Source organism: Methylobacterium segetis, assembly GCF_004348265.1.
Lineage (GTDB): Bacteria > Pseudomonadota > Alphaproteobacteria > Rhizobiales > Beijerinckiaceae > Methylobacterium > Methylobacterium segetis.
Window position 1 is genome coordinate 16,780 of record NZ_SMNT01000004.1, and the last position, 23,085, is coordinate 39,864.

Here is a 23,085-nt window from a genome sequence, read left to right on the forward strand (position 1 = left end):
GTTGTGTTCGGAGAGGGCAAGTCATGGCTGACGCGAAGAGTCTGGTGGATGCGATCGTGCGCTCGCGCCGAGGTGGGCTCGCGGCGGGGGCGGCGCTCGGCGGCCTCGCCTTCGTCGCCGGCCTCGCCTACCGGGCCGTCCGCGGCGAGGCCGCGCCGGCGGAAACGGCGGCGCCCTTCGCCGACGTGAACGAAGACGAGGCTCGCCTGATGCTGCGGGCGATGGTGGCGGCCACCGTCGCCGACGGCATGGTCGATGCGGACGAGCGCCGCCGGCTCAACGCGGCGGTCGAGGCGGCGGGCGTCGCTCCGGATGGCCGCGCCTGGCTCGACAAGGAACTCGCCGACCCGGCCGATATCGACGAGATCGCCGACGGGGTGAACGATCCCGACGCGGCGGCCCGCATCTACACCGCCGCACGCCTCGCCATCGCGGCGGACACGCTGCAGGAGCGCCAGTTCCTGAAGATGCTGGCCGAGGCCCTCGACGTGGAGGAGGAGGCCGCGGGCCGGGTCGACCGGGAGCTTGCCGGATGAGGTGACGGGCGCCCGCTCGGGAAACGCCGCATCCTTCAGCCGCCGGCACGCTCGGACAGGAACGTCCCCATCCGGTCCAGCGCGCGCAGGATGTTCTCGGACGAGTTCGCGTAGGAGAGCCGGATGTAGCCCTCCCCGTGGACGCCGAAATCAGGACCGCCGATCGTGGCGACCCCCGCCTCCTCGAGAAGCGCCGAGGCGAGCTTCTTCGCCTTCCAGCCCGTCTTCCCGACATTCGGGAAGGCGTAGAAGGCTCCCTTCGGCGTGATGCAGGAGACGTTGGGCAGGGCGTTCAGCCCCTCGACCACCAGGGCCCGGCGCCGGTCGAACTCCGCGACCATCTCGGCCACGCAATCCTGCGAACCGTCGAGGGCCGCGACGCCCGCCCATTGCGTCGCCGCGTTCACGCAGGAATGGGCGTTCACGGCAAGCTTGCGGGCCGCATCGTAGAGGGGCTTCGGCCAGACCGACCAGCCGAGCCGCCAGCCCGTCATCGCGTAGGTCTTCGAGGCGCCATCGAGATAGATCAGGCGCTCGCGGATCTCGGGGTAGCGCAGCAGCGAGTGATGCGCCTCCCCGTCATACGTCATGGTGCCGTAGATCTCGTCCGAGAGGATCGCCAGGTCCGGATGGGCGGCAAGCCCCGCCACAAGCGCGTCGATCTCCGCCTTCGGCGTGACGCCGCCGGTCGGGTTGGCGGGCGAGTTGAGGATCAGAAGACGGGTGCGCTCCGTGACGAGGGAGAGCGTCTCCTCCGCCGAGAAGGCGAAGCCGTTCGCCTCGCGGATCGGCACGGGCACGGGCGTCGCGCCGGTGAACTCGATCATCGAGCGATAGATCGGGAATCCGGGGTCCGGGTAGAGAATCTCGGCGCCGGGCTCGCCGAACATCAGGATCGCCATGAACATGGTGACCTTGCCGCCGGGCACGATCATCACGCTGTCGGGCGAGACCTCGACGCCGTGGCGCCGATGCAGATCACGGGAGACGGCCTCCCGCAGAGGCAGGATGCCGACGGCCGGCGTGTAGCCGTGATGCCCGTCGCGCAGAGCCTTGATGCCGGCCTCCACGATGTGGGCCGGTGTCGGCATGTCGGGCTGGCCGATGCCGAGATTGACGATGTCGCGCCCCTCGGCGGCGAGCTGGCCCGCACGGGCGAGGACCGCGAAGGCGTTCTCCTCACCGATGCGTCCGAAAGACGGAACGATCGTGACCATGGAGGCGCCTCCCGTCGATGTCGTCTCAGGCCGGACGACGATCGCCGTCCGGGCCATTCAAGATTCGTGCGCGCTCGTCAGCTGTTGGAGCGGTCGGCGAGCCGGCTCGCCGCGAACGAGAGCGCCGCGCCGATGATGCCGAGGATCACGAAGGTCTTGATCGAGGCGTAGATCAGCGCCGGCTCGATGCCCGTGTCGGTGTAGAGCACGAGGCCGATGGCCGCGATCGGCAGCAGCACGAGAATGAAGAGCGGCGTCAGGGGGCTGTTCATCGGTCACTCACGTCTTAAGGAGCCGCGGCGTCCTTACGAGGAAAAGGCGACCGTGCATAGCACCGCCAAGCCGCGGATGGACACCCCCGGCGAAGAATCCGGTCGCCGCCCCCGAGGGCTCACTCGGTAAGGGGCCGCGCTTCCTCCGGCAGCATGATCGGGATGCCGTCGCGGATCGGGTAGGCGAGCTTGGCCGAGCGGCTGATCAGCTCCTGGCGGGCGCTGTCGTATTCGAGGGTGCCCTTGGTCAGCGGGCAGACCAGGATCTCGAGGAGCTTCGGGTCGACCCGGGTTGCCTCGACGGGGGGTGAGAAATCGTCGGCCATGAATGCGTGCCTCGCCAAAAGCTCACTGCAGGGTCGGCTCGGAGCCCGAGCCGCGCACCAACTCCATTTCGGTCACCGCGATCAAGACCTCGGCCCGCGTCTTCAGGTCGGGAGCCTCCAGCATCGCCTGCTTCTCGCGCACCCCGAAGGGGCTCATCATGCAGAGCGCGTTGACGAGGGCCTCGTTCGGCGCCTCGTCGATGCCGGCCCAATCGACCTTCAGGTCGTTCGAATCCACGAAATCGCGCAAAGCCTTGAGCACGCCTTCGCGGTCCACGGCGTCCTCGCCGGCGCGCGCCTCGAAATCCAGGCCGAAGTCGTCGTAGGACACGTGGCAGCGCCGGTAGGCCGTCGTGGTGGCGAGTTCGCTCTCGACCCGGAAGCGGCTGATTCCCGTGAGCGAGATCAGGTAGCGGCCGTCCCCGGTCTCGGCGAACTGCGTCACCCGGCCCGCGCAGCCGACCCGGTAGAGCCGGGGCGCCATCGGCGAGCCGCCGCCTTCCGCATCCGGCTGGATCATGCCGATGATCCGGTCGGTGCGCAGCGCGTCGTCCACCATGGCGAGATAGCGCGGCTCGAAGATGTTGAGGGGCATCTGCCCCCGCGGCAGCAGCAGGGCGCCGGGGAGGGGAAAGACCGGGATCACGGCGGGACAATCCGCCGGCCCCTTGAAGCCCGCATGCGTGCTCATGGCACCTCCCCCGCCCCGCCGGGCATCAGGCGAACAGCAGCGTCGAGAGCTTGCGACGTCCGCGGATCGTGTCCGGGTCCATCAACCCCCACGCCTCGAAGAACTGGAGGAGTTGCTTGCGCGCACCGCCCTCGCTCCATTCCCGATCCCGCCGGTGGATCTCGATCAGGTGGTCGACCGCCTGCGCCCGCTCACCCCGGGCGTTGAGGCCGAGGGCGAGGTCGAAGCGGGCCTGATGGTCGTCCGGGTTCGCCTCGACCTGCCGCTGCAGGCCGGCGAGATCGCCGAGGGAGGCGGCCTGCTCGGCGAGCTCGATCGCGGCCCGGATGCCGGCGAGCGCGGGATCGTTCGCCTTGGCTTCCGGAACCATGGCGAGGACCTGCTTGGCGTTCTCCAGTTCACCCGCGTCGAGCTGAATCTTGGCGAGGCCCGCCAGCGCCGCGACGTTGTCGGGTTCCTGGCCGAGCACGGCCGCGTAGAGTTCGGAAGCCCCCGCGAGATCGCCCTCCGCGATCGCCGCCTCGGCCTCCGTCATCAGCTCCTCGATCTGCGTCGGGCCGGACGGGCCGGCGAGGCGCTCGATGAAGGTCTTGATCTGGCTCTCCGGCACCGCGCCCATGAAGCCGTCCACGGGCTGGCCGCGCTGGAAGGCGATGACGGCCGGGATCGACTGGATGCCGAGCTGACCCGCGATCGAGGGGTGCTCGTCGATGTTCATCTTGGCGAGCACGACCTTGCCGCCCGCGGCCGTCACGGCCTTCTCCAGCACGGGCGTCAGCTGCTTGCAGGGGCCGCACCAGGGCGCCCAGAAATCGACGAGAACCGGCCGGTTCATCGACTCGGCGATGACGTCCTGGCGGAAGCTCGCGGTGGTCGTGTCCCGGATCAGGTCGGCGGTTCCGGCACCCGCGGGGGCGCCGGTCACGGGAGCGTCGTTCAACATCTTGTCCTCGCGGCAACGGCCGATGGTGGAGGCGGGCTGACCGCGCGATCCCGGCTCGATCGCGCCCGAGGCGACTCTGCGTCGTGAGATCGCTCTGTCGTCACGCGGATCGCGGGCATCCCGCTTCCAACACTCTGTAGGAGAAAACGCGAGGCTTTACATGGGGTCGGCCGGGGTCCGCGACCACCCCGGGCGACCCAAAGAAACAGCCGCGCTCGGCCCCCCTCAAGGCTTCTGAGCGCTCTCGGCGGGCTTGGCATCCGTGACGAAGGTGCCGGCATAGTCCTTGCCGCCCGCGCTCGCCTCGCAGGTGATCGCGGTCTTTCCCGCGCCCGGCGTGGAGAAGCGGCAGGACCCGACCGCCGGCGTGGGCGTCTGGACGACGCCCTCCGGCCCGGATCTGCCGGGGCTGACGAGGTTGATCGGCTGGAGCGGATCGCTCTCCTCCGTGCGCTCCTGCTGGGCGCCCGTGCCACTGAAGGTCAGGCTCTGGCCCTCGCTCGACGCGAAGCCGAAGCTCGTCCGGCTGCGCGCCACGGTGTTCATCAGCGTGCCGCGGCAGGAGGCGCTGAGGTCCTGCCCGCCGATCACGAGGCGCTCGCAGGTACCCGTGAGGGTCAGGGCGGTCTGTGCGGCCGCGGGCGGTGCCGCGAGCGGGCAGAGGGCGGTGAGGAGGGCGAGGAGAGGAAGGCGGATCGTCATGGTGCGCACATCTATGTCCCGCCCGGAGCGACGTCGAGGGCCGCGCGGCGTGAGGAAACTCACGCGCGCAAGCTCGCCCCGGCGGGCGGCCCGGTCTAAGAACGGGTTCCGCTGACGCCTCCCACGAAGGACGACCGACCGGCCCCATGGCGAGCCCGACGGAACATGCGAGCTTCCTGCCGCCGGTCCTGACCTTTCTGTCGGCCGCGGTGATCGGCGTGCCGATCTTCCGCCTCATCGGCCAGAGCGCGGTGCTCGGCTACCTCGTGGCGGGCGTCCTGATCGGACCGTTCGGCTTCTCGCTGATCGCCGAGCCCGAGACGGCGGCGAGCGTCGCCGAGATCGGGGTGGTGCTGCTCCTGTTCATCGTGGGGCTGGAATTGCACCTGTCCCAACTCGTCTCGATGCGGCGGGACATCTTCGGCCTCGGCACGGCGCAGCTCCTCGTCTGCGCGACGGCGCTCGGGGGAGCCGCCCTCCTGTTCGGACTGACGCCGGCGGCCGCGACCGTGGTCGGGATCGCACTGGCGCTCTCGGCGACGGCCGTCGCGCTGCAGCTCCTCGAGGAGCGCGGAGACCTCGGTACGCCCTATGGCGGGCGGGCCTTCGCGGTGCTCCTGTTCCAGGATCTCTCGGTGGTGGCGATCCTCGCCCTGATGCCGCTCCTCGCCTCGGCGGGCGGAGGCGGGGGCGAGGGCGTCTGGTTCGGCGAAGCGGTCCAGTCGACGGGCAAGGCGCTCGCCGCGATCCTCGCCGTGGTCCTGGTCGGGCGCTACGGCCTCAACCCGTTCTTCCGCCTGCTCGCGGCAAGCGGCGCCCGCGAGGTGATGACGGCGGCAGCCCTGCTCGTGGTGCTCGGCACCGCGCTCCTGATGCAGGAGGTCGGGCTCTCGATGGCGATGGGCGCGTTCCTCGCCGGCATCCTGCTCGCCGAATCGAACTTCCGCCACCAGCTCGAGGCCGACATCGAGCCCTTCCGCGGCATGCTGCTCGGCCTGTTCTTCATGAGCGTCGGCATGTCGATCGACGGCGGCCTCGTGAAGAGCCTCTGGCCGATCCTGTTCGGGGCGACCGCGGGCGCGATCCTGCTCAAGGTCGCGCTGGTGGCCGGCCTCTTCCGCCTGTTCGGCTCGCCCTGGCTCGACGCGGTCCGGGGGGCCGCCATCCTGGCGCCGGCCGGCGAGTTCGCCTTCGTGCTGCTGCCCGTGGCGGGGGGGCTCGGCCTGATCGACGCCAACGCCACCCGCTTCGCCGTGGCGCTCGCCGCGCTCACCATGCTGATCGGGCCCGTGGCGGCCAAGGGCCTCGACGCGGCACTCGCCCGGCGACCGAAGGTTGCCGAGGAGCAGGCCCTCGACGTCGTCGAGAGCACGGAGGCGCGCGTGCTCCTCATCGGCTTCGGCCGCTTCGGGCAGATCCTGACCCAGGTGCTCCTGGCGGAGGGGGTCGGCGTCACCGTCATCGACAAGGACGTGGAGCAGATCCGCTCCGCCTCGCGCTTCGGCTTCCGGATCTACTACGGCGACGGCACGCGCCTCGACGTGCTGCGGGCGGCCGGCATCGGACGGGCCGAGATCGTCTGCATCTGCATCGACGATCAGGACGCCGCGCTGAAGATCGTCGACATCGTGCACGAGGAGTTCGAGAGCGTGCGCACCTACGTGCGGGCCTACGACCGGACGCACGCCGTCGAACTGATGAACCGCGACGTCGACTTCCAGCTGCGCGAGACCTCGGAATCCGCCCTCGCCTTCGGCCGCGCGACGCTTGAAGCGCTCGGCCTCTCGGCGGAGGCGGCGGGGCGGCGCACGGACGACGTCCGCAAGCGCGACGTCGCCCGCCTCGTCCTGCAGCAGGCGGGCGCCCTGCCGGACGGGTCCGGCTGGATGCGCAGCCTCACGGGCGAGTTGAAGCCCGAGCCGCTCACCGCACCGCAGCGGCCCGCCCGCGCGCTCAATGCCGAGACCCGCGACATCATCGGCCACGAACGCCGCGAGGCGGCCAACCGGGCGCTCGAGACCCAGGACGGCCGCCCGGATGCGTGAGGAACCGGTCCGGCGCGGCGAGGAGACGGCGCCGCGCGAGGGCGCGCGCTTCGTCGAGGGCTCGATCCTGCGCCACGTGATCGTGATGAGCGGCACCGGCTCGATCGGCCTGATGGCGATCTTCGTCGTCGACCTGCTCTCGCTCCTCTACGTCTCGAAGCTCGGCGACCCGCGGCTCACCGCGGCGGTGGGCTTCGCCACCATCGTCCAGTTCTTCGCGGTCTCGATCAATATCGGCCTGATGATCGCGGCCGGCGCCCTCGTCTCGCGGGCGATCGGGGCGGGCGACGACCGGCTCGCCCGACGGCTGGCCACCTCGGCGACCCTGCACGGGCTCGTCGTGTCGATCGCCCTCGTTCTGGTGATGCTGCCCTTGCTGGGGCCGCTGCTGCGCGTCATCGGAGCCGACGCCGACACCCTCCCGATCGCCGAGCGCTTCCTCTGGATCGCCCTGCCCTCGAACGTGCTGATGGCACCCGGCCTGATGTTCTCCGGGCTCCTGCGCGCGGTCGGCGCCGCGCGCCAGGCCATGTACGTCACCCTCGGCGGCGGCCTCGTCACGGCGGGGCTCGACCCGCTCCTCATCTTCGGGGCCGGGCTCGGCGTCGACGGGGCGGCGCTCGCGACCTGCGCGGCGCGCGCCACCTTCGCGCTGATCGGCTGGTGGGGCGTGCGGGATCACCGTCTGCTGACCCGGCCGCGCCTCTCCGATGTGATCTCCGACGCGACCCTCATGCTGAAGATCGCGATCCCCGCCGTGCTGACCAACCTCGCGCCCTCCGTCGCCAGCGCCTTCGTCGCCCACGCGCTCGCCGGCTTCGGGCCGGAGGCGATCGCCGGCAACGCGGTGATCGACCGGCTCACGCCCGTCGCCTTCGGCGGCCTCTTCGCGATGTCGGGCTCGATCGGCCCGATCCTCGGCCAGAACTGGGGCGCCGGCCGGTTCGACCGCATGCGCGGCGTGCTGCGCACCGGCGCCTGCGTCACGGCCGTCTACGTCCTCGTGGTCTGGGCGGCGCTCGTGGCCGCCTGCGGGCCGCTCTCCGCGCTATTCGAGCTGCACGGCGGCGCGGGCGACCTCTTCGCCTTCTTCTGCCGCGTGAGCGGCGCCGTCTGGTTCTTCAACGGCCTCCTGTTCCTGTCGAACGCCTCCTTCAACAATCTCGGCTTCCCCTTCCTCTCGACGGGCCTCAACTGGGGTCGGGCGACGCTTGGTACGATGCCGCCCGCTCTCGCGGGCGCGGCGCTCTACGGACCGCCGGGCGTCATCGCAGGGGTGGGGCTCGGCTCGCTCCTGTTCGGCGGCCTCGGCATCGTGCTCGCTTTCCGCACCGTCACGCGGCTGGAGCGCCGCGCCCGGTCGCTCCGCTCCGCGATCCCGCCGCCGGCCGAGGCCCTGCTCACGGCCGAGGCCACGCTCGCCGCGGGCCCTGCGCACGGGAGCGCGCCGGTCTGAGCAAGCTGGCCCATCCACGGCGGAATCCGGGGCCGGACCGGCAAAAGGCCGCGGACGCTGGTCAGCCGGCAGCGGATGGGACACACTTCCACGCTGGTACGCGTATGCTGGCCGGGCTCGGCCGCGACGCCCGTTCATGAGGCCACAGGCCATGTTCAACCCGATCGACATGCTCCAGGGCCAGAGCGCCGGGATGCAGGGCCTCGCCCAGCAATTCGGCCTGACGACGGACCAGACCCGCCGCGCCATGGAGGCCCTGCTTCCGGCCTTTACCATCGGCCTTCAACGCAATGCCTCGAGCGACCCGACGGGCTTCGGGCAGCTCTTCGGATTCCCCCTGCAGGGGGCGAAGCCGCCGGCCGCGCAGGCGCCCGAGCTGATGCTCGGGCAGCTCTTCGGCTCTCCGATGCTCGCCCAGGCGGTGGTGCAGCAGGCGTCCGCCGCGAGCGGCGTGGGCTCGCAGGTGGTACGCCAGATGCTGCCGCTGATGGCGGGCATGGTGGTGGCGAGCATCGTGCACATGATGCTCAATCAAACTCCGCCGGCCCTGCAGCCGGCCGCCAAGCCCGAGGCGGAGGGCAGCAATCCCTACCTCATGGCCAATAGCTTCTGGGGGGACATGCTGCGGGCCTTTGCCCCGCCGCAGAACCCGCAGGCCGCGCCGGTCGCGCCCCAGCCCCCGAGCCCGCCGCCGGTGGAGAAGGCTTCGCCGGAGGCTCAGCCCTTGGACATGTTCAACAAGATGCTCCAGACCGGCGCCGAGGTGCAGGAGCAGAACGTCAAGGCGATGCAGGACATCTTCGACGCCTTCTGGTCCGATCCGAAGGGCGGCGCGAAGGAGGAGGCGGGGCAGCCTCCCATACCGGCGGCGAAGCCGCCGTCCCGGGCGCCGAGATCCGGCTCGGGCGGCTCTGCGGGCAGAACATCGCCGAGCCGGCCGGCCGCGGCCAAGGAGGCGACGAAGACGGCCCGCAAACCCGGCAAGCCGACGCCGCGCTGAGGCCGAGGACCCTCAGTTCAGGTTCGACCCGATCGTCGTTCCGATCCGGTCGTAGACGCCGTTCAACTTCGATCCGTACAGCCTGATCGCCCCCGCCGCGACGGCGAAGATCAAGGCGCCGATCATCGCGTACTCGATAGCCGTGGCCCCGCGTCGATCGCACCCGAGTGCGAGGAGGAGAGCGGTGAGGCGACGCGCGCGGCCGGAGGCCGTGGCCTCCTCCTGTACGACCGGCTTCGCCATCGACCCTGCCCCCGGCCGCAACCCGCGGCGCAAGGGAGTGTAGCGGCCGTCTCTTGCAGATACTTTAAGCGGATCGTCGAGAGAAAACTGTGCGCGTCGAGGAAACGACAATCCTCTCCCGCCCGAAGGAAAGTCCAGCCCCGCCGACCGACGGACAAGCCGCGCTTCCGGAGACAGCGGCGATCCGCGGCCGTGAGGGGGGCAAGGCCCCTCCCGGCCGGCGCTGCGTCACCCGTCCCGCCCGGCGTCCTTCCGGAGCGCGTCGATCCGCTTCGAGGCCTCGGCCTTGTCGAGATCCGGATCGAATGCCTCCGGCTCCTTCGCCTCCTCGGAGAGGGTCTTGAGGTAAGAGGCCTGCGCGCCGGTCATCGGCTCGCCGCCGGTGGTCCACTGGTCCGGATCCTTGATCTGATTGGAAACGTCCTTCGGGTCGGTCTTCGGGTTGGTCGGACCGGCCTTCGCCTGCGCCTTGGTCATGACAGAACCTTTCGTTCTTGAAATGTTCTGCTCAACGCGAGGATGCCGAGCAGGTTCCGGCGAGCATCCCTCGCCGGAACCCGTGCGGCCTCAGGCCGCGTGCGCCTTCGGCTGCACCTCGGCGAGGTAGTCGTCCATCAGAGTCTTCGTCATCGCACCCGGCGTGAACCGGTAGGGGCCGACCTCCGCGACGGGCGTGACCTCGGCGGCCGAGCCCGTGATGAAGCACTCGGAGAAGCCCTCCATCTCCTCGGGCCGGATGCGACGCTCCACCACCTCGAAGCCGCGGCGGCGCGCGAGATCGATCACGGTCTGGCGGGTGAGCCCGTTCAGGAAGCGGTCCGCCTTCGGCGTGTGGATCACCCCGTCACGGATGAAGAAGACGTTCGCACCGGTGCACTCGGCGACGTTGTCCTCCCAGTCGAGCATCAGGGCGTCGGCATAGCCCTTGTTCTCGGCCCGGTGCTTCGAGATCGTGCAGATCATGTACAAACCCGCCGCCTTCGAGGTCGACGGCGCCGTGCGCGGGTCCGGCCGGCGGTAATCCGCGATGTCGAGGCGGATGCCCTTCATCTTGGTGGCCGGGTCGAAGTAGCTCGGCCATTCCCAGGCCGCGATGGCGAGGTGGATCGTGTTCTGCTGGGCGGCCACGCCCATCATCTCGGAGCCGCGCCAGGCGACCGGCCGCAGGTAGGCGTCGCTCAGGCCGCTCGTCTTGAGCACGAGCTCCTTCGCCGCCTCGATCTCGGCGACGCTGTAGGGGATCTCGAAATCGAGGAGCTGGGCCGAGCGGCGCAGGCGCTCCGAATGCTCCAGGCTCTTGAAGATGCGCCCGCCATAGGCCCGCTCCCCCTCAAACACGGCCGATCCGTAGTGGAGACCGTGGGTGAGTACGTGGATCTTGGCCTCCCGCCACGGCACCATGGCGCCATCGAACCAGATGGTGCCCTCGCGCTCGTCGAACGGGATCACGGACATGGCGGGTACTTCCTTCTCGCGCGGCCGAATCCGCTTCGTGCCGCGGGATCGATCGGATCAGGCTTGATGGCCGGCAGGCGGGCGCCCGGGGGCGAGCCTGTCTTGCCGGAAGGCTTGACGGGTATCAACCGGGCTGAGATATGTCAACAACACTGACTTATATCGGGATCGATGCCGACGTGACACGACCCATGACGAGGCAAGAGGCGGATCTGGCGGGAGCTGCCGAGGCTCCGATGGGCGCGCAGGCGGACCGGGCCGGGACCGCCAGCGACGACCTGATCGAGCTGCTGTTCTTCGCCTACCGGGATTTCGTCGGCGATCCGGACCGGATCCTCGCCGAGTACGGCTTCGGACGGGCGCATCACCGGGTGCTGCATTTCGTCGACCGCTATCCCGGTCTCACGATCGCCGAACTCCTCGATATCCTGCGGATCACCAAGCAGAGCCTCAACCGGGTGCTCAAGGATCTGATCGAGCAGGGCTACATCGAGCAGAAGACCGGCACGAGCGACCGGCGCCAGCGGCTCCTGTTCTGCAGCCGCGCCGGCGCCGACCTCGCGGCCGACCTCACCCGCGTCCAGGCCCGGCGCTTGGCCCGCGCCCTCGCCGACCCGGTCGAGGCGGGCGAGACGCTGCCGTCGGGTGCCTCGACCTCGGCCCACAGCTTCCTCCTCTCCATGATCGAGCCCGACGAGCGCGCCGCGGTGCGCCGCCTGATGGCCCGGCGCACGAAAGGGGCCGCCTGATGAGCGCCACGGCTTCCGGATCGCGCTGCGAGCTCTCGGACCAAGCACCCCACGTCCTCGTGGTCGACGACGACCGTCGCGTGCGCGAACTCCTCTCCCGCTACCTGTTCGAGCAGGGCTTCCGCGTCACCGCCGCGGCGAACGCCGCCGAGGCCCGGGCCAAGGCCCAGAGCCTCGTCTTCGACGCGATGGTCCTCGACGTGATGATGCCGGGCGAGAGCGGCTTCGACTACGCCCGCAAGGTCCGCGAGACCTCGCGGGTTCCGATCCTGATGCTGACGGCCCGCTCCAACACCAACGATCGGGTGACGGGCCTGGAGATCGGCGCCGACGATTACCTGCCGAAGCCCTTCGAGCCCCGCGAGTTGATCCTGCGGCTGAACAACATCATCAACCGCAACGCCGGCCCGCGCCGGGACGCAGGGGGCGAGACCGTGACCTTCGGGCCCTTCTCCTACAGGCTCGACCGGGGCGAGTTGCGCCGGGAGGACGAGATGATCCGCATCACCGAGCGCGAGCGCGAGATCCTGACGATCCTCGCGGCGGCGGGGGGCGCCAATGTCGAGCGCGAGGCGCTCGCGGGCAATGGGGGTGCCGCGGCCGAGCGCACCATCGACGTCCAGATCAACCGGCTCCGCCGCAAGACGGAGGTCGACCCGGCCAACCCCACCTTCCTGCAGACGGTCCGCGGCGTCGGCTACCGCCTGGCCGTCGACTGACGGGCGCGATGAACGCGCAGGATCCCGACCTCGCGCGACAGGCGGATCTCGCCCGGCAGCAGGATGCCGGGCGCGAGGCCCGGCCGCCGGGCGTGCGGCGACCGAGGACCCTGTGGAAGCGCTTCTCCCGGGCCATCGGCGACGCCCTGCCGAAGGGCCTCTACGCCCGCTCGCTGATCATCATCATCGCGCCCGTCGTCCTGCTCCAGTCGGTGATCGCCTACACCTTCATGGAGCGGCACTGGCAGCTCGTGACGAAGCGTCTGTCATCGGCGGTGACGGCCGACATCGCCGCCCTGATCGACATCTACGAGAGCTACCCGCAGACCAGGGACGCCGAGACCCTGACCCGGATCGCGAGCGAGCGCCTCAGCCTCGATCTCGACATCCTGAAGGGCGCCAAGCTCCCGGTGCCGGGGCCGAGGCCCTTCTTCTCGATCCTCGACGAGGCGCTCTCCGACGAGATCAAGCGCCAGATCGGGCGCCCCTTCTGGATCGATACGGTGGGACGCTCGAACCTCATCGAGATCCGCGTCGCGATCCCCGACGGAGTGATGCGGATCACGGCGCGGCGGAGCCAGGCCTACGCCTCGAACTCCCACATCTTCCTCGTCTGGATGATCGGCTCGTCGATGGTGCTCCTCGGCGTCGCGATCCTGTTCCTGCGCAACCAGATCAAGCCGATCCTGCGGCTCGCCGCGGTGGCCGAGGGATTCGGCAAGGGCCGCGACATCGAGTTCCGGCCCCGGGGCGCCCGCGAGGTGCGGGCCGCGGGTCACGCCTTCATCGAGATGAAGCGGCGCATCGAGCGGGCGATGGAGCAGCGCACGACGATGCTGAACGGGGTCAGCCACGACCTGCGCACCATCATCACCCGCTTCAAGCTCTCGCTCGCCCTCGTTGATCAGACGCCGGAGGTCGAGGACCTTTCCCGCGACGTCGACGAGATGAGCCGGATGCTGGAGGGCTACCTCGCCTTCGCCCGGGGCGACTCCGCCGAGCCCGCCGCCCCCACCGACATGCGGGCGCTCCTGGAGGATCTGCGCACGGACGTCGAGCGCCTGGGCGCACACGTCGCCGCGGTCGAGCTGTCCGGGTCGCCCCTCGTCACCGTGCGGCCGGATTCCCTGCGGCGCTGCCTGTTCAACCTCGCTGCCAACGCCGCACGCTACGGAGAGACGGTGGCGATCTCCGCCCGCGAGGAGGACCGCGCCTTCCTGGTCTCGATCGACGACGACGGGCCTGGCATCCCCCCAGAGAGCCGCGAGGAGGTGTTCAAGCCCTTCGTGCGCCTCGACGACGCCCGCCAGGACGCGGGCGGATCCGGCCTCGGCCTCGCCATCGCCCGCGATATCGCCCGCGCCCATGGCGGCGACGTGACCCTTCAGGAGAGCCCGCTCGGCGGATTGCGCGCGACCGTTCGCATCCCGGCTTGAGGATGGCGCGCGGGGGCTCGGCGCGCCTTCACCACGTCGAGCGAGCCCGCTTGCCCAGGTGTTCCCGCATGCTAAACACCGAGGTCTTCCGCTAACCGTGACGAGGGTGGCGGCACAGGCCGGCTGCGGCCCTGAATTGATGCAGATTAATTATCGCACCCTCGTCTGTGCGCGGTATGGAAATGCTTTCGAGCGCGTTGAAGGTGCCGCCGATCGATTTCTCGCTGATTTTCTCGCATTCGCCGAATCCTTACGTCCTGCTCGACACCCGCTTCGCCCTCGTCGACATGAACGACGCCTACCTGCGGGTGACGATGCGCGAGCGCGCCGAACTCGTCGGCAGGAGCATGTTCGAGGCCTTCCCGAGCGACGGCGGCGCTGACGTCCTGCGCGCCTCGCTCGAGCGCGTCCTCGAGACGGGACAAGTCGATCACCTGCCCCTGATCCGCTACGACATCGCGCGCCCGGAGGGCGGTTTCGAGGAGCGCTACTGGAGCGCCACGCACACGCCGCTTCTCGATGCCTCGGGCGCCGTCGCCCTCATCCTGCAGCACACGGTGGACGTGACCGAACTGCACCGGTTGCGCAGCCGCGGGCCCGAGAACGCGCCGGGCGTCGTCGCGCGGATCGAGACGGACGTGTTTCACCGGGCAGAGGCCGTCTCCCACACCAACCGGCTGCTCGATGCCGAGCGCCTGCGCCTGCGCAGCCTGTTCGATCAGGCCCCCGGCTTCATGGCCGTGCTCACGGGACCGAGCCACGTCTTCGAACTCGCCAACGCGGCCTATCTCGACATCGTCGGCGCGCGCGACCTGATCGGCCTGAGCGTCCGCGAGGCGCTGCCGGAACTGGAGGATCAGGCGTTCTTCCTCCTCCTCGACGAGGTCTACCGGACCGGACGACCCTTCATCGGGCGGGCGCAGCCCATCACACTCCACCGCGGTAGCGCGGCCGAGCGGACGCTGTTCCACCTCGACTTCATCTACCAGCCCATCATCGACGCCTCGGGCACGGTGACGGGCATCTTCGTGCAGGGGCACGACGTCACCGAGCGGCTGCGGGCGGAGGAGGCGCTCGCCGCGTCCCACAGCCAGATGCGCGAGATCCTCGAGACGATCTCGGAGGCCTTCTACGCGATCGACCCGCAGGACCGCTTCACCTACGTCAACCGCAAGGCCGAGGAATTGTGGGGCCGCCCGCGGGACGGGCTGATCGGGCAGGTCATCTGGGACGTGTTCGACCGGGCGCCCGACAGCGAGATCCGGCGGGCGCACCTGCGCGCTTCGGTGCTCGGCAGCGCGCAGCGCCTCGAATACTTCTCGGAGGCGCTCGGCGGCTGGGTCGAGAGCAGCATCTATCCGGGCCCGACCGGCCTGTCCGTGTTCTTCCGCGACATCACCGAGCGCCACCGCAACGAGGAGCGGCGGCAGCTGATGGTGAACGAGCTGAATCACCGCGTGAAGAATTCCCTCGCCGTCGTCCAGGGCATCGCCAGCCAGACCCTGCGGGCCGCCCGCGACCTCGACCAGGCGAGAAGCGACCTGACCGCGCGCCTCGTGGCGCTGGCGCGCGCCCACGACCTCCTCACCAGCGAGAGTTGGGAAGGGGCCGACCTCGCCGAGGTGGTGCGCGCGACGCTCGAGGGCGGGCTCGGCGTGCAGGGCCGGCAGGTGGTGACCTCGGGCCCCTCCCTCCGTCTCAGCCCGAACGCCGCCCTTTCGCTGGCCCTGGCGCTGCACGAACTCGCCACCAACGCCATCAAGTACGGGGCCCTCTCGGTGGAGGCGGGGCGGGTCGAGATATCCTGGGCGATCGATCCGCCCATTGACGCCGCGACCGTCGAGCGAGGCCTGCGCCTGTCCTGGACGGAGCGCGACGGCCCGCCGGTCACCGCGCCGCTCCGCCGCGGCTTCGGATCGCGCCTTCTTCAGCGCGGCCTCGCTGCGGAGCTGCACGGCACCGTCGACCTCGCCTTCGAGCCGGACGGCGTCGTCTGCCGTATCGAGGCCCTGGTCTGAGGGACCTCGATACGGCTCAGTCGCAGCGCTCGCGACGGACCGTCGTGGTGGAACCGTCCTCCTCGGTCCGCGTGACCGTTCGCGTCTCGCAGCCGGGCTCCCGCTCGACGGGCACGACACGGCGTTCGACCACCACGGGATCGCGCTCGATCACCACGGCGCGCGGGGGCGCCTCCCGCTCGATGATGGTGGTCTGGGCCGCAGCGGCACCGGCCGGGAGGCAGGCTGCGAGCGTCATGACGGCGAGGAACGGGCGCATGGCATTCTCCTGATGGCATGAAGGGCAGCCCCGACGCCCGACCGTCCGGCCGACGCTGAGCGCCGTGAGGTCGACGCTGGGGCTCGTCTCGGTCAAAGCAACGATGCGACGAGCGTAGCAGTTCCAAGGCTCGCGCGCCGGCGGCCGTGGTCACACCCCCGTCAGGCCACGATCGAGGGCTGCACGGAGGGCGAACAGCCACGCTGAAGCTCGATCAGATCTTCGTGTGCCGGGCCGCACGGCGCGTCATATTCTCGCCGCTTCCCACCAATATTCGGGTTTCATTCACATCGCGTCGGGCAACAGGCCCAAAACCGATAAGGCTGACCGCCCCGGCGGGCTCGGCCGTGTCTCGATCGTCGTCCGAGGGGGTTCCATGACGAAGCTTGCCACCATTCTCGCGCTCAGCGCCGGCCTTCTCGCGCCGGCTCTGTCCACATCCCAGGCTGCGGACGGTGGCAACTTCAACGGAACCTGGTCGGTGGAACTGGTGACCGAGAGCGGTCTCTGCGACAGCCGCTACAGCTACGCGGTCGCGGTGCAGGAGGGGCAGGTGCGCCTCGTCTCCGGCGGCGGCGCGCGGATGAGCGGGCATGTCGGCCCGGACGGCACGGTCGGCCTCAGCGTCTCGAACGGCACCGCGAGCGGCAACGTCTCGGGCCGCCTCCAGGCCCGCTCGGGCGGCGGCACTTGGAAGGTCTCGGCTCTCTGCTCGGGTCGCTGGACGGCCCGCCGCAACAGCTCGCAGGTCGCCCAGGCCGAGTGAGGCGCGAGCGCCTCAGGCCGCTCCGGCGAGCCAGCTGCGCGCCTCGTCGAGACGGGCGCGCTCGAACACCTTGATCTGCGCCGGAGACACGAAGCTGAAGGTCTCGGCGAGCGCCTTCAGCCATGTCGCGTCCGTGACCAGGGCGACGTGGCTCACCCCTTTCATCATCGACAGGCCGAAGCGCGGATCCTTGAAGAAGGCCGCCGGCTCCATGCCCTGGAAGCTGCGGATATCCTCCAGGAGCTTGATCTTGCCGCCCCCGTCGAGATCGGCCTTCATCGCCGTCATCACGGCGTTCATCTCCTCGTCGCTGATCTTCCCGTCGACGACGATCTCGGCGACGTTCGAATCCGCCTTCTTCTCGTAGCTCAGCACGTGCACGCTCCTTCTGGACCGTCGAACGACGACGAACAGGGCCTTTAGGTTCCTACAAAAAGCTCTGCGGGTCGACGTCGATCGCGACCTTGACGTTGCCGCGCACCTTCGGCCCCCGCGCGAGCCAGTCCCGCAGATAGGCCTGAAGGTCGATGGCGCGCTCCGTCTTGACGAGCAGCCGGAAGCGCCAGCGGCCTCGGATGAGCGCGAGCGGAGCCTCGGCCGGCCCGAGCACCGTGATCCCGGCGGGCGGATCGGCGACGCGGGCGAGCGCCTGCCCGTGGGCCTCCGCCGCCTCCCGCTCGTTCGCCGAGACGATCAGCGCCGCGAGACGCCCGAAGGGCGGAAGGCCCGCCGCCTCGCGGGCGGCGATCTCCTCGGCGTAGAAGCGCGCGGCATCGCCCGAGAGGAGGGCCGCGATCACCGGATGGTCCGGCTGGTAGGTCTGGACGAGGGCCCGGCCGGGCTTCTCGCCGCGTCCCGCGCGCCCCGTGACCTGCTGCAGCAATTGGAAGGTGCGCTCGGCCGCCCGGGGGTCGCCGCTGGTCAGGCCGATATCGGCGTCGAGCACGCCGACGAGGGTCAGGTGCGGGAAATTGTGGCCCTTGGCCACGAGCTGCGTGCCGATGACGATGTCGCAGCCTCCCTCCGCGACGGTCTGCAATTCGGCGCGCAGGCGCTCGGCGCCGCCGGGGAAGTCGCTCGACAGGACGACGATCCGCTGCTGCGGGAACAGCTCCGCCACCTCCTCGGCGATGCGCTCGACGCCCGGCCCGCAGGGGGTCAGATGATCGAAGGCGCCGCATTCCACGCAAGCCTCGGGCTTGCGCTCGGCGTAGCCGCACTGGTGGCAGACGAGCGCCCGGCGGAACCGATGCTCCACGAGCCAGGTCGAGCAGTTGCGGCACTGGTAGCGATGGCCGCAGGCGCGGCAGAGGGTGAGCGGCGCATACCCTCGGCGGTTGAGGAACAGGAGGGTCTGCTCGCCGGCCGCGAGGTTGTGCCTCACCGCATCGATCATGGGAGGTGCCAGGAAGCGGCCGCGCTCGGGTTTGTCGAGGCGCATGTCGACCGCCCGGATATCGGGCAGGCGCCGGCCGCCGAAGCGCTCCGGCAGGACGACATGGCGGTAGCGGCCCTTCTCCGCGTTGACCCGCGTCTCGATGGAGGGCGTCGCGGAGGCGAGCACGACGGGGCAGCCCTCAAGCTTGCCCCGCACCACCGCCATGTCGCGGGCGTGGTAATGGACGCCGTCCTCCTGCTTGTAGGCGGATTCGTGCTCCTCATCGACGACGATGAGGCCGAGCCTGGAAAACGGCAGGAACAGAGCCGAGCGGGCTCCGACCACGACTGCGATCTCGCCCGCGGCGACGCCGGCGCGGATGCGCTCGCGCCGCTTGCCGCCGATGCCGGAATGCCAAGCCGCCGGGCGCACCCCGAACCGGGCCGCGAACCGGTCGAGGAATTGGGCCGTGAGCGCGATCTCGGGCATCAGGATCAGCGCCTGCCGCCCGGCGCGCACGCACGAGGCGACGCCCTCGAAATAGACCTCGGTCTTGCCCGAGCCCGTCACGCCTTCGAGGAGCGTCGCGCCGGGATCGCCCTCGGGCGGCAGCAAGTCCAGGGCGGCGGCCGCCTGCGCCTCCGAGAGAGGCACCCGCGGGTGGTCGAGATCCGGCGGACGCGCGACGGGCTCGGGCTCCAGTGCGACCGTCTCCAGGGCGCCGTCATCGATCAGCCCGTCGACGACGCTCATCGAGACGCCGGCCTCCTTCGCCAGCGCGGTCTTGCCCCGCAACGCGTTGTCGGCGGCCACCGCCATCACCTTGGTACGGGCGGCCGTGGCGCGGGCGGGTGGCCGCCCGGAGGCCCGCACGCCGACGCGCAGGCTCTCGCGGGCCGCGGCCTCGTCGGGCAGGCGCAAGGCCATCGCCAGCGCCGAGCCCTTCGGCGCGAGTGTGTAGCGGGCGAGCCAGTCGACGAGGCGGCGCAGGGGCTCGGACAGCGGTGGCACGTCGAGCCGCCCCGTCACGGGCCGCAGGTTCGAGCCGGAGGCGCTATCAGCGACGCCCCAAACCACGCCGATCGTCTCGCGGGGCCCGAGCGGCACTTGCACCACGTCGCCCTCGGCGAGGCTCAAGCCCGCGGGCACGGCGTAGCTGTAGGCCGTGTCGAGGGCGAGCGGGATCAGGATCTCGGCGGTCTGGGGCATCGGGTCCGGGACGTGTCTGCCGTTTGTTCTATATATGTACAGTTCCCGTTCCAGAGAACGGCGGGCTCTTCGTTGCGCGCAAGCTCAGCCCGACCGGCACTGCAGCGAGGCTGAGGGCCGCCATCGCCCAGAAGGCGCGAGCCCCGAACGTCGCGTAGAGGCTGCCGGCAGCGAGCGTCAGCAGCGCCGTCGCGAGGCCGACGCCGAGACTCCCGTAGAGGGTCAGCGCCGTCGCGCGAAGACAGGGCGCGATGTTGGCCGCGATCAGGTTGAGGCAGGCGAGGTGCAGGAGCGCGAATGTGAGACCGTGCAGCACTTGGATCGCGGCAACCGCAGGCAGCGCGACGGTCTCGGCGGTCACGGCCCAGCGCAGGGCACCGGCCCCGGCGGCAAGCGCGAGGCAGAGGCCCGGCCCGAGCCGTCCGATCAGCCACGGTCCGGCGAGCAGGAACACCAGAACTTCCGCCGCGACCGCCTCCGACCAGAGCAGGCCCGCGAGCCCCGCGCCGATCCCCGCCTCGCGCCAGAGGATCATCGTGAAGGTGTCGTGCATGGCGTGCGCACCGACGACGAGGGCCGCGACGAGGAGGATGCGCCGGTAGGCGCCGCTGCGGAGCAGCGTGAAGAAACCCTGCCAGAGCCCCACCGTGGCGCCCGGCTCCGTCGCGGCGGGTGTGCCCGCGGGCACGAGCCGGGCGGCGAGCGCCGTGGCGCAGAACAGGATGCCGCCCGCGGCGACCGCGGCCGCGAGGCCGTGGCCGGCGATGAGCCATCCGCCGAGGCTCGCCGCGCCGATGAAGGCGGCGGCTCCCGCGCCCCGGACCCAGCCGTACTGGAAGGCGCGCCCGCCCTCGGCGGCACCGAGGGCGAGGGCGTCGGCGAGCGGCGCCAGCGGCGCGGTCGCAAGCGCGTAGACGAGCCCGACCGTGAGAAGGACGAGGAAGCCCTGCCCGGGCAGATGCCCGAGGGCGGCCAATCCCGCGAGCGCCGCCGCAGCCGCCAGGATGCCGCGCCCCGTGCCGCGCCGGTCGGCGAAGCGCCCCGCCAGCGGGCCGGCGGCGAGGCGCACGAGAAGCGCGCCCGCGAGCACCAGCGAGATGTCACGGGCCGAGAGGCCGCGCGCCGCGAGGAAGTTCGGCAGGATCGGCGAGAGGCAGCCATAGGCCGCGTAGAGGAGCCCGTAGAGGAGCAGAAAGCGCGGGAGCGCGCCGCCTACGCCCGTTCCCGACCGATCGCCCCCCTGCCCCATTCGACGCTCCCCGAGCCACGCTAGCATGCAGGCGCGCTTCGCGCGCGTTGCTTGCGCCCGCTCATGGTTTAAGGAGCCGGGATCGATCCGCCGGACCCGCCGATGAATTTTCAAGCCGCCGATGCCGGGCCCGAGCCGCCTCGACTGGAACTTGTCGGCGTCGGCCGCCGCTTCGGTACCGTCCAGGCCCTGGAAGGCGTCTCGCTCGTGGTGCGCGCGGGCGAGATCGTGGCGCTTCTCGGCGATTCCGGCTGCGGCAAGAGCACGTTGCTGCGCGTGGTGGCGGGCCTCGAATTCGCGGACGCGGGCGCCGTGCGCCTCGACGGCCGGCCGGTCGATGCGAGCGTGCCGCCGGAAGCCCGCGGCATCGGCCTGATGTTCCAGGACTACGCCCTGTTCCCGCACCTCACGGTCGGCGAGAACGTGCGTTTCGGCCTCAGTGGCCGATCGCGGACCGAGGCCCGGGCGATCGCCGCGGGCCGGCTGGAGCAGGTCGGGCTCGCGAAGCGGACCGAGAGCTACCCGGCAACCCTGTCGGGCGGCGAGGGCCAGCGCGTGGCGCTCGCCCGGGCACTGGCGCCGGGTCCGCGCATCCTCCTCCTCGACGAGCCCTTCTCCAACCTCGATCGACGCACCCGCGACCGGGTTCGGGCCGACACGTTCGGGCTGCTTCGCGAGACCGGCACGACGACGCTCCTCGTCACGCACGACCCCGAGGAGGCGCTCGCCTTCTGTGACCGGATCGCGTTGATGCGGTCCGGTCGCATCGTGCAGGTCGGCACGGGCGAGGATCTCTACGAGCGGCCGAACTCCCGCTTCGCGGCGCGCTTCTTCGGCGATCTCGTCGAGATGCCCGCCCGCTGCCGCAGGGGAAACCTCGAGACCCCCTTCGGCCTCCTCGACGCGGGAGGTGCCCCCGAAGGCGCGAATCGCCTCGCCTGCCTGCGCCCGGAGACGATCAGGCTTGCCGAGCCGGGCCACGGAACGCCGGGCCGCGTCGTCAGGCGCAGCTTCCTCGGCGCGACCGTGGCGCTCGAGATCGCGGTCGATGGCATCGCGGCTCCCTTCAGCCTCGCAGCACACCCCGACGACCCGATGCGCCCGGGAGATCCGGTCGGTCTCGTGCTGCGCGGGTCGCCGCTGATTTTCGATCTCGCGCGGGATTAAACCGCCCGCTCGATCGAGGCGCATGAAGTCTGTGCTCATCTCGGCGGAATAGTTTTTAATCGTTTTAATTCAAAGACTTCGTGCTTGCTTTTTCTTGCGCGATGCCTCCCTTGCTCCTGCAACGAAGCTGGGGAACGCATCATGTTGGGCTCGGTCGCGAGAATTGCCGTGGCATGCGGGGGTCTGCTGTCTGCCGGGATGGTGCAGGCGGCGGAGGTCAACCTCTACACCACCCGCGAGCCCGGCCTGATCCGCCCCTTGCTCGACGCCTACACGACGAAATCGGGCGTGAAGGTGAACACCGTCTTCGTCGAGAAGGGCCTTGCCGAGCGCGTGGCGGCGGAGGGCGAGCGCGCCAACGCCGACATCCTGATGACGGTCGATATCGGCAACCTGATCGAGATCGTGGATCGCGGCCTCGCACAGCCGGTGAAGTCCTCGACCCTGGAAGCGGCCGTGCCGGGCTCGCTGCGCGATTCCGAGGGGCGCTGGTTCGCGCTCTCCACGCGCGCCCGCGTCGCCTACACCGACGCCAAGGACTTCGCCGACCTCAAGGCGCTTGCCTACGAGGACCTCGCCGACCCGAAATGGAAGGGCAAGATCTGCCTGCGGTCGGGCCAGCACCCCTACAACACGGCGCTGATCGCGCACTATCTCGTCAAGCACGGCCCGGAGAAGACGGAGGCTTGGCTGCGCGGCATCAAGGCGAACCTCGCCAAGAAGCCGGCCGGCGGCGACCGGGACGTGGCGCGCGACATCCTGGCCGAGACCTGCGAGATCGGCCTCGGCAATTCCTACTACGTCGGGCTGATGCGTTCTGGCCGCGGCGGACCCGAGCAGAAGAAGTGGGGCGAGGCGATCCGCGTCGTGCTGCCGACCTTCGAGAACGGCGGCACGCACGTGAACGTCTCCGGCGCCGCGGTGGCGAAGAATGCGCCGAACCGCGACGAGGCGGTGAAGCTCCTCGAGTATCTCGTGTCCGACGAGGCGCAGGGCATCTACGCCAAGACCGATTACGAGTATCCGGTGAAGCCGGGCGCGCCGGTCGACCCGCTCCTCGTCGAGCTCGGCACGCTCAAGATCGACGATACGCCGATCGCCGAGATCGCCCGCAACCGCAAGGCCGCGAGCCTCCTCGTCGACAAGGTCGGCTTCGACAATTGACGGGCTTCTCCACCTCGCATGGGCAGGAAGCGCCCATCCGGTGTCCCTGTCCTCGGCCGGTGACGCGAAGATGAATCCGGACATC

The 23,085-nt window shown here is 70.4% G+C and carries 24 protein-coding genes; 11 read left to right on the top strand and 13 right to left on the bottom strand.

Going from position 1 to position 23,085, the window contains the following annotated elements; genetic code table 11:
• The first annotated feature begins 23 nt into the window (after nucleotides 1–23).
• Nucleotides 24–536 carry a DUF533 domain-containing protein gene (locus E1J50_RS01725; RefSeq protein WP_132249774.1) on the top strand — a complete coding sequence of 171 codons (513 nt, stop codon included), beginning with the start codon at nucleotides 24–26 and terminating at the stop codon, nucleotides 534–536.
• Nucleotides 537–571: 35 nt separating this feature from the next.
• Here the strand turns inward: E1J50_RS01725 and E1J50_RS01730 are convergent, their stop codons facing one another.
• From E1J50_RS01730 to E1J50_RS01755, 6 genes are all read right to left on the bottom strand, one after another.
• Nucleotides 572–1,753, bottom strand: coding sequence for a pyridoxal phosphate-dependent aminotransferase (locus tag E1J50_RS01730; RefSeq protein WP_132249776.1), 1,182 nt, complete (start codon nucleotides 1,751–1,753; stop codon nucleotides 572–574).
• Between the two features lie 77 nt (nucleotides 1,754–1,830).
• A complete protein-coding gene (locus tag E1J50_RS01735; protein WP_132249778.1) occupies nucleotides 1,831–2,025 on the bottom strand; it encodes a hypothetical protein in 195 nt (64 codons plus the stop codon).
• 119 nt (nucleotides 2,026–2,144) lie between these two features.
• On the bottom strand, nucleotides 2,145–2,351 hold the full coding sequence (locus tag E1J50_RS01740; RefSeq protein WP_132249780.1) for a Trm112 family protein: 207 nt from the start codon (nucleotides 2,349–2,351) through the stop codon (nucleotides 2,145–2,147).
• Between the two features lie 22 nt (nucleotides 2,352–2,373).
• A complete protein-coding gene (locus tag E1J50_RS01745; RefSeq protein ID WP_132249782.1) occupies nucleotides 2,374–3,042 on the bottom strand; it encodes an LON peptidase substrate-binding domain-containing protein in 669 nt (222 codons plus the stop codon).
• A 25-nt stretch (nucleotides 3,043–3,067) separates the two neighbouring features.
• The gene (gene trxA, locus E1J50_RS01750; RefSeq protein ID WP_132249784.1) at nucleotides 3,068–3,985 is read right to left on the bottom strand and encodes a thioredoxin; all 918 of its coding nucleotides are present in this window, start codon (nucleotides 3,983–3,985) and stop codon (nucleotides 3,068–3,070) included.
• Nucleotides 3,986–4,210: 225 nt separating this feature from the next.
• Nucleotides 4,211–4,687, bottom strand: a complete 477-nt coding sequence (locus E1J50_RS01755) for a hypothetical protein (protein WP_132249786.1) — start codon at nucleotides 4,685–4,687, stop codon at nucleotides 4,211–4,213.
• 146 nt (nucleotides 4,688–4,833) lie between these two features.
• On the opposite strand from E1J50_RS01755, the gene E1J50_RS01760 reads away from it, so the two are divergent.
• The 3 genes from E1J50_RS01760 (at nucleotide 4,834) to E1J50_RS01770 (ending at nucleotide 9,188) form a co-directional block, all read left to right on the top strand.
• On the top strand, nucleotides 4,834–6,732 hold the full coding sequence (locus tag E1J50_RS01760; RefSeq protein WP_132249788.1) for a monovalent cation:proton antiporter-2 (CPA2) family protein: 1,899 nt from the start codon (nucleotides 4,834–4,836) through the stop codon (nucleotides 6,730–6,732).
• Nucleotides 6,725–8,188: an MATE family efflux transporter gene (locus E1J50_RS01765; protein ID WP_132249790.1), complete on the top strand. Its 1,464-nt coding sequence runs from the start codon at nucleotides 6,725–6,727 to the stop codon at nucleotides 8,186–8,188. Before E1J50_RS01760 ends, E1J50_RS01765 begins: the two co-directional genes overlap by 8 nt.
• A gap of 151 nt (nucleotides 8,189–8,339) precedes the next feature.
• On the top strand, nucleotides 8,340–9,188 hold the full coding sequence (locus E1J50_RS01770) for a DUF937 domain-containing protein (RefSeq protein WP_132249792.1): 849 nt from the start codon (nucleotides 8,340–8,342) through the stop codon (nucleotides 9,186–9,188).
• A 12-nt stretch (nucleotides 9,189–9,200) separates the two neighbouring features.
• Here the strand turns inward: E1J50_RS01770 and E1J50_RS01775 are convergent, their stop codons facing one another.
• The 3 genes from E1J50_RS01775 to E1J50_RS01785 all read right to left on the bottom strand — a co-directional run bounded on the left by E1J50_RS01775 (nucleotide 9,201) and on the right by E1J50_RS01785 (nucleotide 10,886).
• Complete coding sequence (locus tag E1J50_RS01775; protein WP_132249794.1) at nucleotides 9,201–9,431, bottom strand: Flp family type IVb pilin; 231 nt, start codon at nucleotides 9,429–9,431, stop codon at nucleotides 9,201–9,203.
• A gap of 228 nt (nucleotides 9,432–9,659) precedes the next feature.
• Complete coding sequence (locus E1J50_RS01780; protein WP_132249796.1) at nucleotides 9,660–9,908, bottom strand: DUF3072 domain-containing protein; 249 nt, start codon at nucleotides 9,906–9,908, stop codon at nucleotides 9,660–9,662.
• A 90-nt stretch (nucleotides 9,909–9,998) separates the two neighbouring features.
• The gene (locus E1J50_RS01785) at nucleotides 9,999–10,886 is read right to left on the bottom strand and encodes a branched-chain amino acid aminotransferase (RefSeq protein WP_132249798.1); all 888 of its coding nucleotides are present in this window, start codon (nucleotides 10,884–10,886) and stop codon (nucleotides 9,999–10,001) included.
• 191 nt (nucleotides 10,887–11,077) lie between these two features.
• On the opposite strand from E1J50_RS01785, the gene E1J50_RS01790 reads away from it, so the two are divergent.
• The 4 genes from E1J50_RS01790 to E1J50_RS01805 all read left to right on the top strand — a co-directional run bounded on the left by E1J50_RS01790 (nucleotide 11,078) and on the right by E1J50_RS01805 (nucleotide 15,808).
• On the top strand, nucleotides 11,078–11,635 hold the full coding sequence (locus tag E1J50_RS01790) for a MarR family winged helix-turn-helix transcriptional regulator (RefSeq protein ID WP_132249800.1): 558 nt from the start codon (nucleotides 11,078–11,080) through the stop codon (nucleotides 11,633–11,635).
• Complete coding sequence (locus E1J50_RS01795; RefSeq protein WP_132249802.1) at nucleotides 11,635–12,354, top strand: response regulator; 720 nt, start codon at nucleotides 11,635–11,637, stop codon at nucleotides 12,352–12,354. The genes E1J50_RS01790 and E1J50_RS01795 overlap by 1 nt, the downstream gene beginning before the upstream one ends.
• Nucleotides 12,355–12,362: 8 nt before the next feature.
• Nucleotides 12,363–13,790, top strand: a complete 1,428-nt coding sequence (locus E1J50_RS01800; RefSeq protein WP_245516388.1) for an ATP-binding protein — start codon at nucleotides 12,363–12,365, stop codon at nucleotides 13,788–13,790.
• A 203-nt stretch (nucleotides 13,791–13,993) separates the two neighbouring features.
• The gene (locus E1J50_RS01805; protein ID WP_165937748.1) at nucleotides 13,994–15,808 is read left to right on the top strand and encodes a PAS domain-containing protein; all 1,815 of its coding nucleotides are present in this window, start codon (nucleotides 13,994–13,996) and stop codon (nucleotides 15,806–15,808) included.
• A 16-nt stretch (nucleotides 15,809–15,824) separates the two neighbouring features.
• Here E1J50_RS01805 and E1J50_RS01810 read toward each other — a convergent pair whose 3' ends face one another.
• Entirely contained in the window at nucleotides 15,825–16,067 is a 243-nt protein-coding gene (locus tag E1J50_RS01810; RefSeq protein WP_132249806.1) for a hypothetical protein, read from the bottom strand.
• Between the two features lie 376 nt (nucleotides 16,068–16,443).
• Between E1J50_RS01810 and E1J50_RS01815 the strand changes: the two genes are divergently transcribed.
• Nucleotides 16,444–16,833, top strand: a complete 390-nt coding sequence (locus E1J50_RS01815; RefSeq protein ID WP_132249808.1) for a hypothetical protein — start codon at nucleotides 16,444–16,446, stop codon at nucleotides 16,831–16,833.
• A gap of 12 nt (nucleotides 16,834–16,845) precedes the next feature.
• Here the strand turns inward: E1J50_RS01815 and E1J50_RS01820 are convergent, their stop codons facing one another.
• The 3 genes from E1J50_RS01820 to E1J50_RS01830 are packed head-to-tail and all read right to left on the bottom strand — an operon-like array spanning nucleotide 16,846 to nucleotide 20,669.
• Nucleotides 16,846–17,208 carry a SpoIIAA family protein gene (locus tag E1J50_RS01820; RefSeq protein ID WP_132249810.1) on the bottom strand — a complete coding sequence of 121 codons (363 nt, stop codon included), beginning with the start codon at nucleotides 17,206–17,208 and terminating at the stop codon, nucleotides 16,846–16,848.
• 52 nt (nucleotides 17,209–17,260) lie between these two features.
• Complete coding sequence (locus E1J50_RS01825; protein ID WP_132249812.1) at nucleotides 17,261–19,420, bottom strand: primosomal protein N'; 2,160 nt, start codon at nucleotides 19,418–19,420, stop codon at nucleotides 17,261–17,263.
• 28 nt (nucleotides 19,421–19,448) lie between these two features.
• Nucleotides 19,449–20,669, bottom strand: a complete 1,221-nt coding sequence (locus E1J50_RS01830) for an MFS transporter (RefSeq protein WP_132249814.1) — start codon at nucleotides 20,667–20,669, stop codon at nucleotides 19,449–19,451.
• A gap of 102 nt (nucleotides 20,670–20,771) precedes the next feature.
• Between E1J50_RS01830 and E1J50_RS01835 the strand changes: the two genes are divergently transcribed.
• Both E1J50_RS01835 and E1J50_RS01840 read left to right on the top strand, forming a co-directional pair.
• A complete protein-coding gene (locus E1J50_RS01835; protein WP_132249816.1) occupies nucleotides 20,772–21,836 on the top strand; it encodes an ABC transporter ATP-binding protein in 1,065 nt (354 codons plus the stop codon).
• 198 nt (nucleotides 21,837–22,034) lie between these two features.
• The gene (locus tag E1J50_RS01840) at nucleotides 22,035–23,000 is read left to right on the top strand and encodes an extracellular solute-binding protein (RefSeq protein WP_245516392.1); all 966 of its coding nucleotides are present in this window, start codon (nucleotides 22,035–22,037) and stop codon (nucleotides 22,998–23,000) included.
• Nucleotides 23,001–23,085: the final 85 nt, after the last annotated feature.

What these genes read in the sequence shown, in the direction of transcription:
- E1J50_RS01830 (WP_132249814.1), bottom strand. Translation starts at nt 20,669, where the DNA reads ATGGGGCAGGGGGGCGATCGGTCGGGAACGGGCGTAGGCGGCGCGCTC.
- E1J50_RS01800 (WP_245516388.1), top strand. Translation starts at nt 12,363, where the DNA reads ATGAACGCGCAGGATCCCGACCTCGCGCGACAGGCGGATCTCGCCCGG.
- E1J50_RS01785 (WP_132249798.1), bottom strand. Translation starts at nt 10,886, where the DNA reads ATGTCCGTGATCCCGTTCGACGAGCGCGAGGGCACCATCTGGTTCGAT.
- E1J50_RS01730 (WP_132249776.1), bottom strand. Translation starts at nt 1,753, where the DNA reads ATGGTCACGATCGTTCCGTCTTTCGGACGCATCGGTGAGGAGAACGCC.
- E1J50_RS01795 (WP_132249802.1), top strand. Translation starts at nt 11,635, where the DNA reads ATGAGCGCCACGGCTTCCGGATCGCGCTGCGAGCTCTCGGACCAAGCA.
- E1J50_RS01725 (WP_132249774.1), top strand. Translation starts at nt 24, where the DNA reads ATGGCTGACGCGAAGAGTCTGGTGGATGCGATCGTGCGCTCGCGCCGA.
- E1J50_RS01735 (WP_132249778.1), bottom strand. Translation starts at nt 2,025, where the DNA reads ATGAACAGCCCCCTGACGCCGCTCTTCATTCTCGTGCTGCTGCCGATC.
- E1J50_RS01790 (WP_132249800.1), top strand. Translation starts at nt 11,078, where the DNA reads ATGACGAGGCAAGAGGCGGATCTGGCGGGAGCTGCCGAGGCTCCGATG.
- E1J50_RS01825 (WP_132249812.1), bottom strand. Translation starts at nt 19,420, where the DNA reads ATGCCCCAGACCGCCGAGATCCTGATCCCGCTCGCCCTCGACACGGCC.
- E1J50_RS01745 (WP_132249782.1), bottom strand. Translation starts at nt 3,042, where the DNA reads ATGAGCACGCATGCGGGCTTCAAGGGGCCGGCGGATTGTCCCGCCGTG.
- E1J50_RS01815 (WP_132249808.1), top strand. Translation starts at nt 16,444, where the DNA reads ATGACGAAGCTTGCCACCATTCTCGCGCTCAGCGCCGGCCTTCTCGCG.
- E1J50_RS01835 (WP_132249816.1), top strand. Translation starts at nt 20,772, where the DNA reads ATGAATTTTCAAGCCGCCGATGCCGGGCCCGAGCCGCCTCGACTGGAA.
- E1J50_RS01760 (WP_132249788.1), top strand. Translation starts at nt 4,834, where the DNA reads ATGGCGAGCCCGACGGAACATGCGAGCTTCCTGCCGCCGGTCCTGACC.
- E1J50_RS01840 (WP_245516392.1), top strand. Translation starts at nt 22,035, where the DNA reads ATGGTGCAGGCGGCGGAGGTCAACCTCTACACCACCCGCGAGCCCGGC.
- trxA (WP_132249784.1), bottom strand. Translation starts at nt 3,985, where the DNA reads ATGTTGAACGACGCTCCCGTGACCGGCGCCCCCGCGGGTGCCGGAACC.
- E1J50_RS01740 (WP_132249780.1), bottom strand. Translation starts at nt 2,351, where the DNA reads ATGGCCGACGATTTCTCACCCCCCGTCGAGGCAACCCGGGTCGACCCG.
- E1J50_RS01775 (WP_132249794.1), bottom strand. Translation starts at nt 9,431, where the DNA reads ATGGCGAAGCCGGTCGTACAGGAGGAGGCCACGGCCTCCGGCCGCGCG.
- E1J50_RS01765 (WP_132249790.1), top strand. Translation starts at nt 6,725, where the DNA reads ATGCGTGAGGAACCGGTCCGGCGCGGCGAGGAGACGGCGCCGCGCGAG.
- E1J50_RS01755 (WP_132249786.1), bottom strand. Translation starts at nt 4,687, where the DNA reads ATGACGATCCGCCTTCCTCTCCTCGCCCTCCTCACCGCCCTCTGCCCG.
- E1J50_RS01770 (WP_132249792.1), top strand. Translation starts at nt 8,340, where the DNA reads ATGTTCAACCCGATCGACATGCTCCAGGGCCAGAGCGCCGGGATGCAG.
- E1J50_RS01780 (WP_132249796.1), bottom strand. Translation starts at nt 9,908, where the DNA reads ATGACCAAGGCGCAGGCGAAGGCCGGTCCGACCAACCCGAAGACCGAC.
- E1J50_RS01810 (WP_132249806.1), bottom strand. Translation starts at nt 16,067, where the DNA reads ATGCGCCCGTTCCTCGCCGTCATGACGCTCGCAGCCTGCCTCCCGGCC.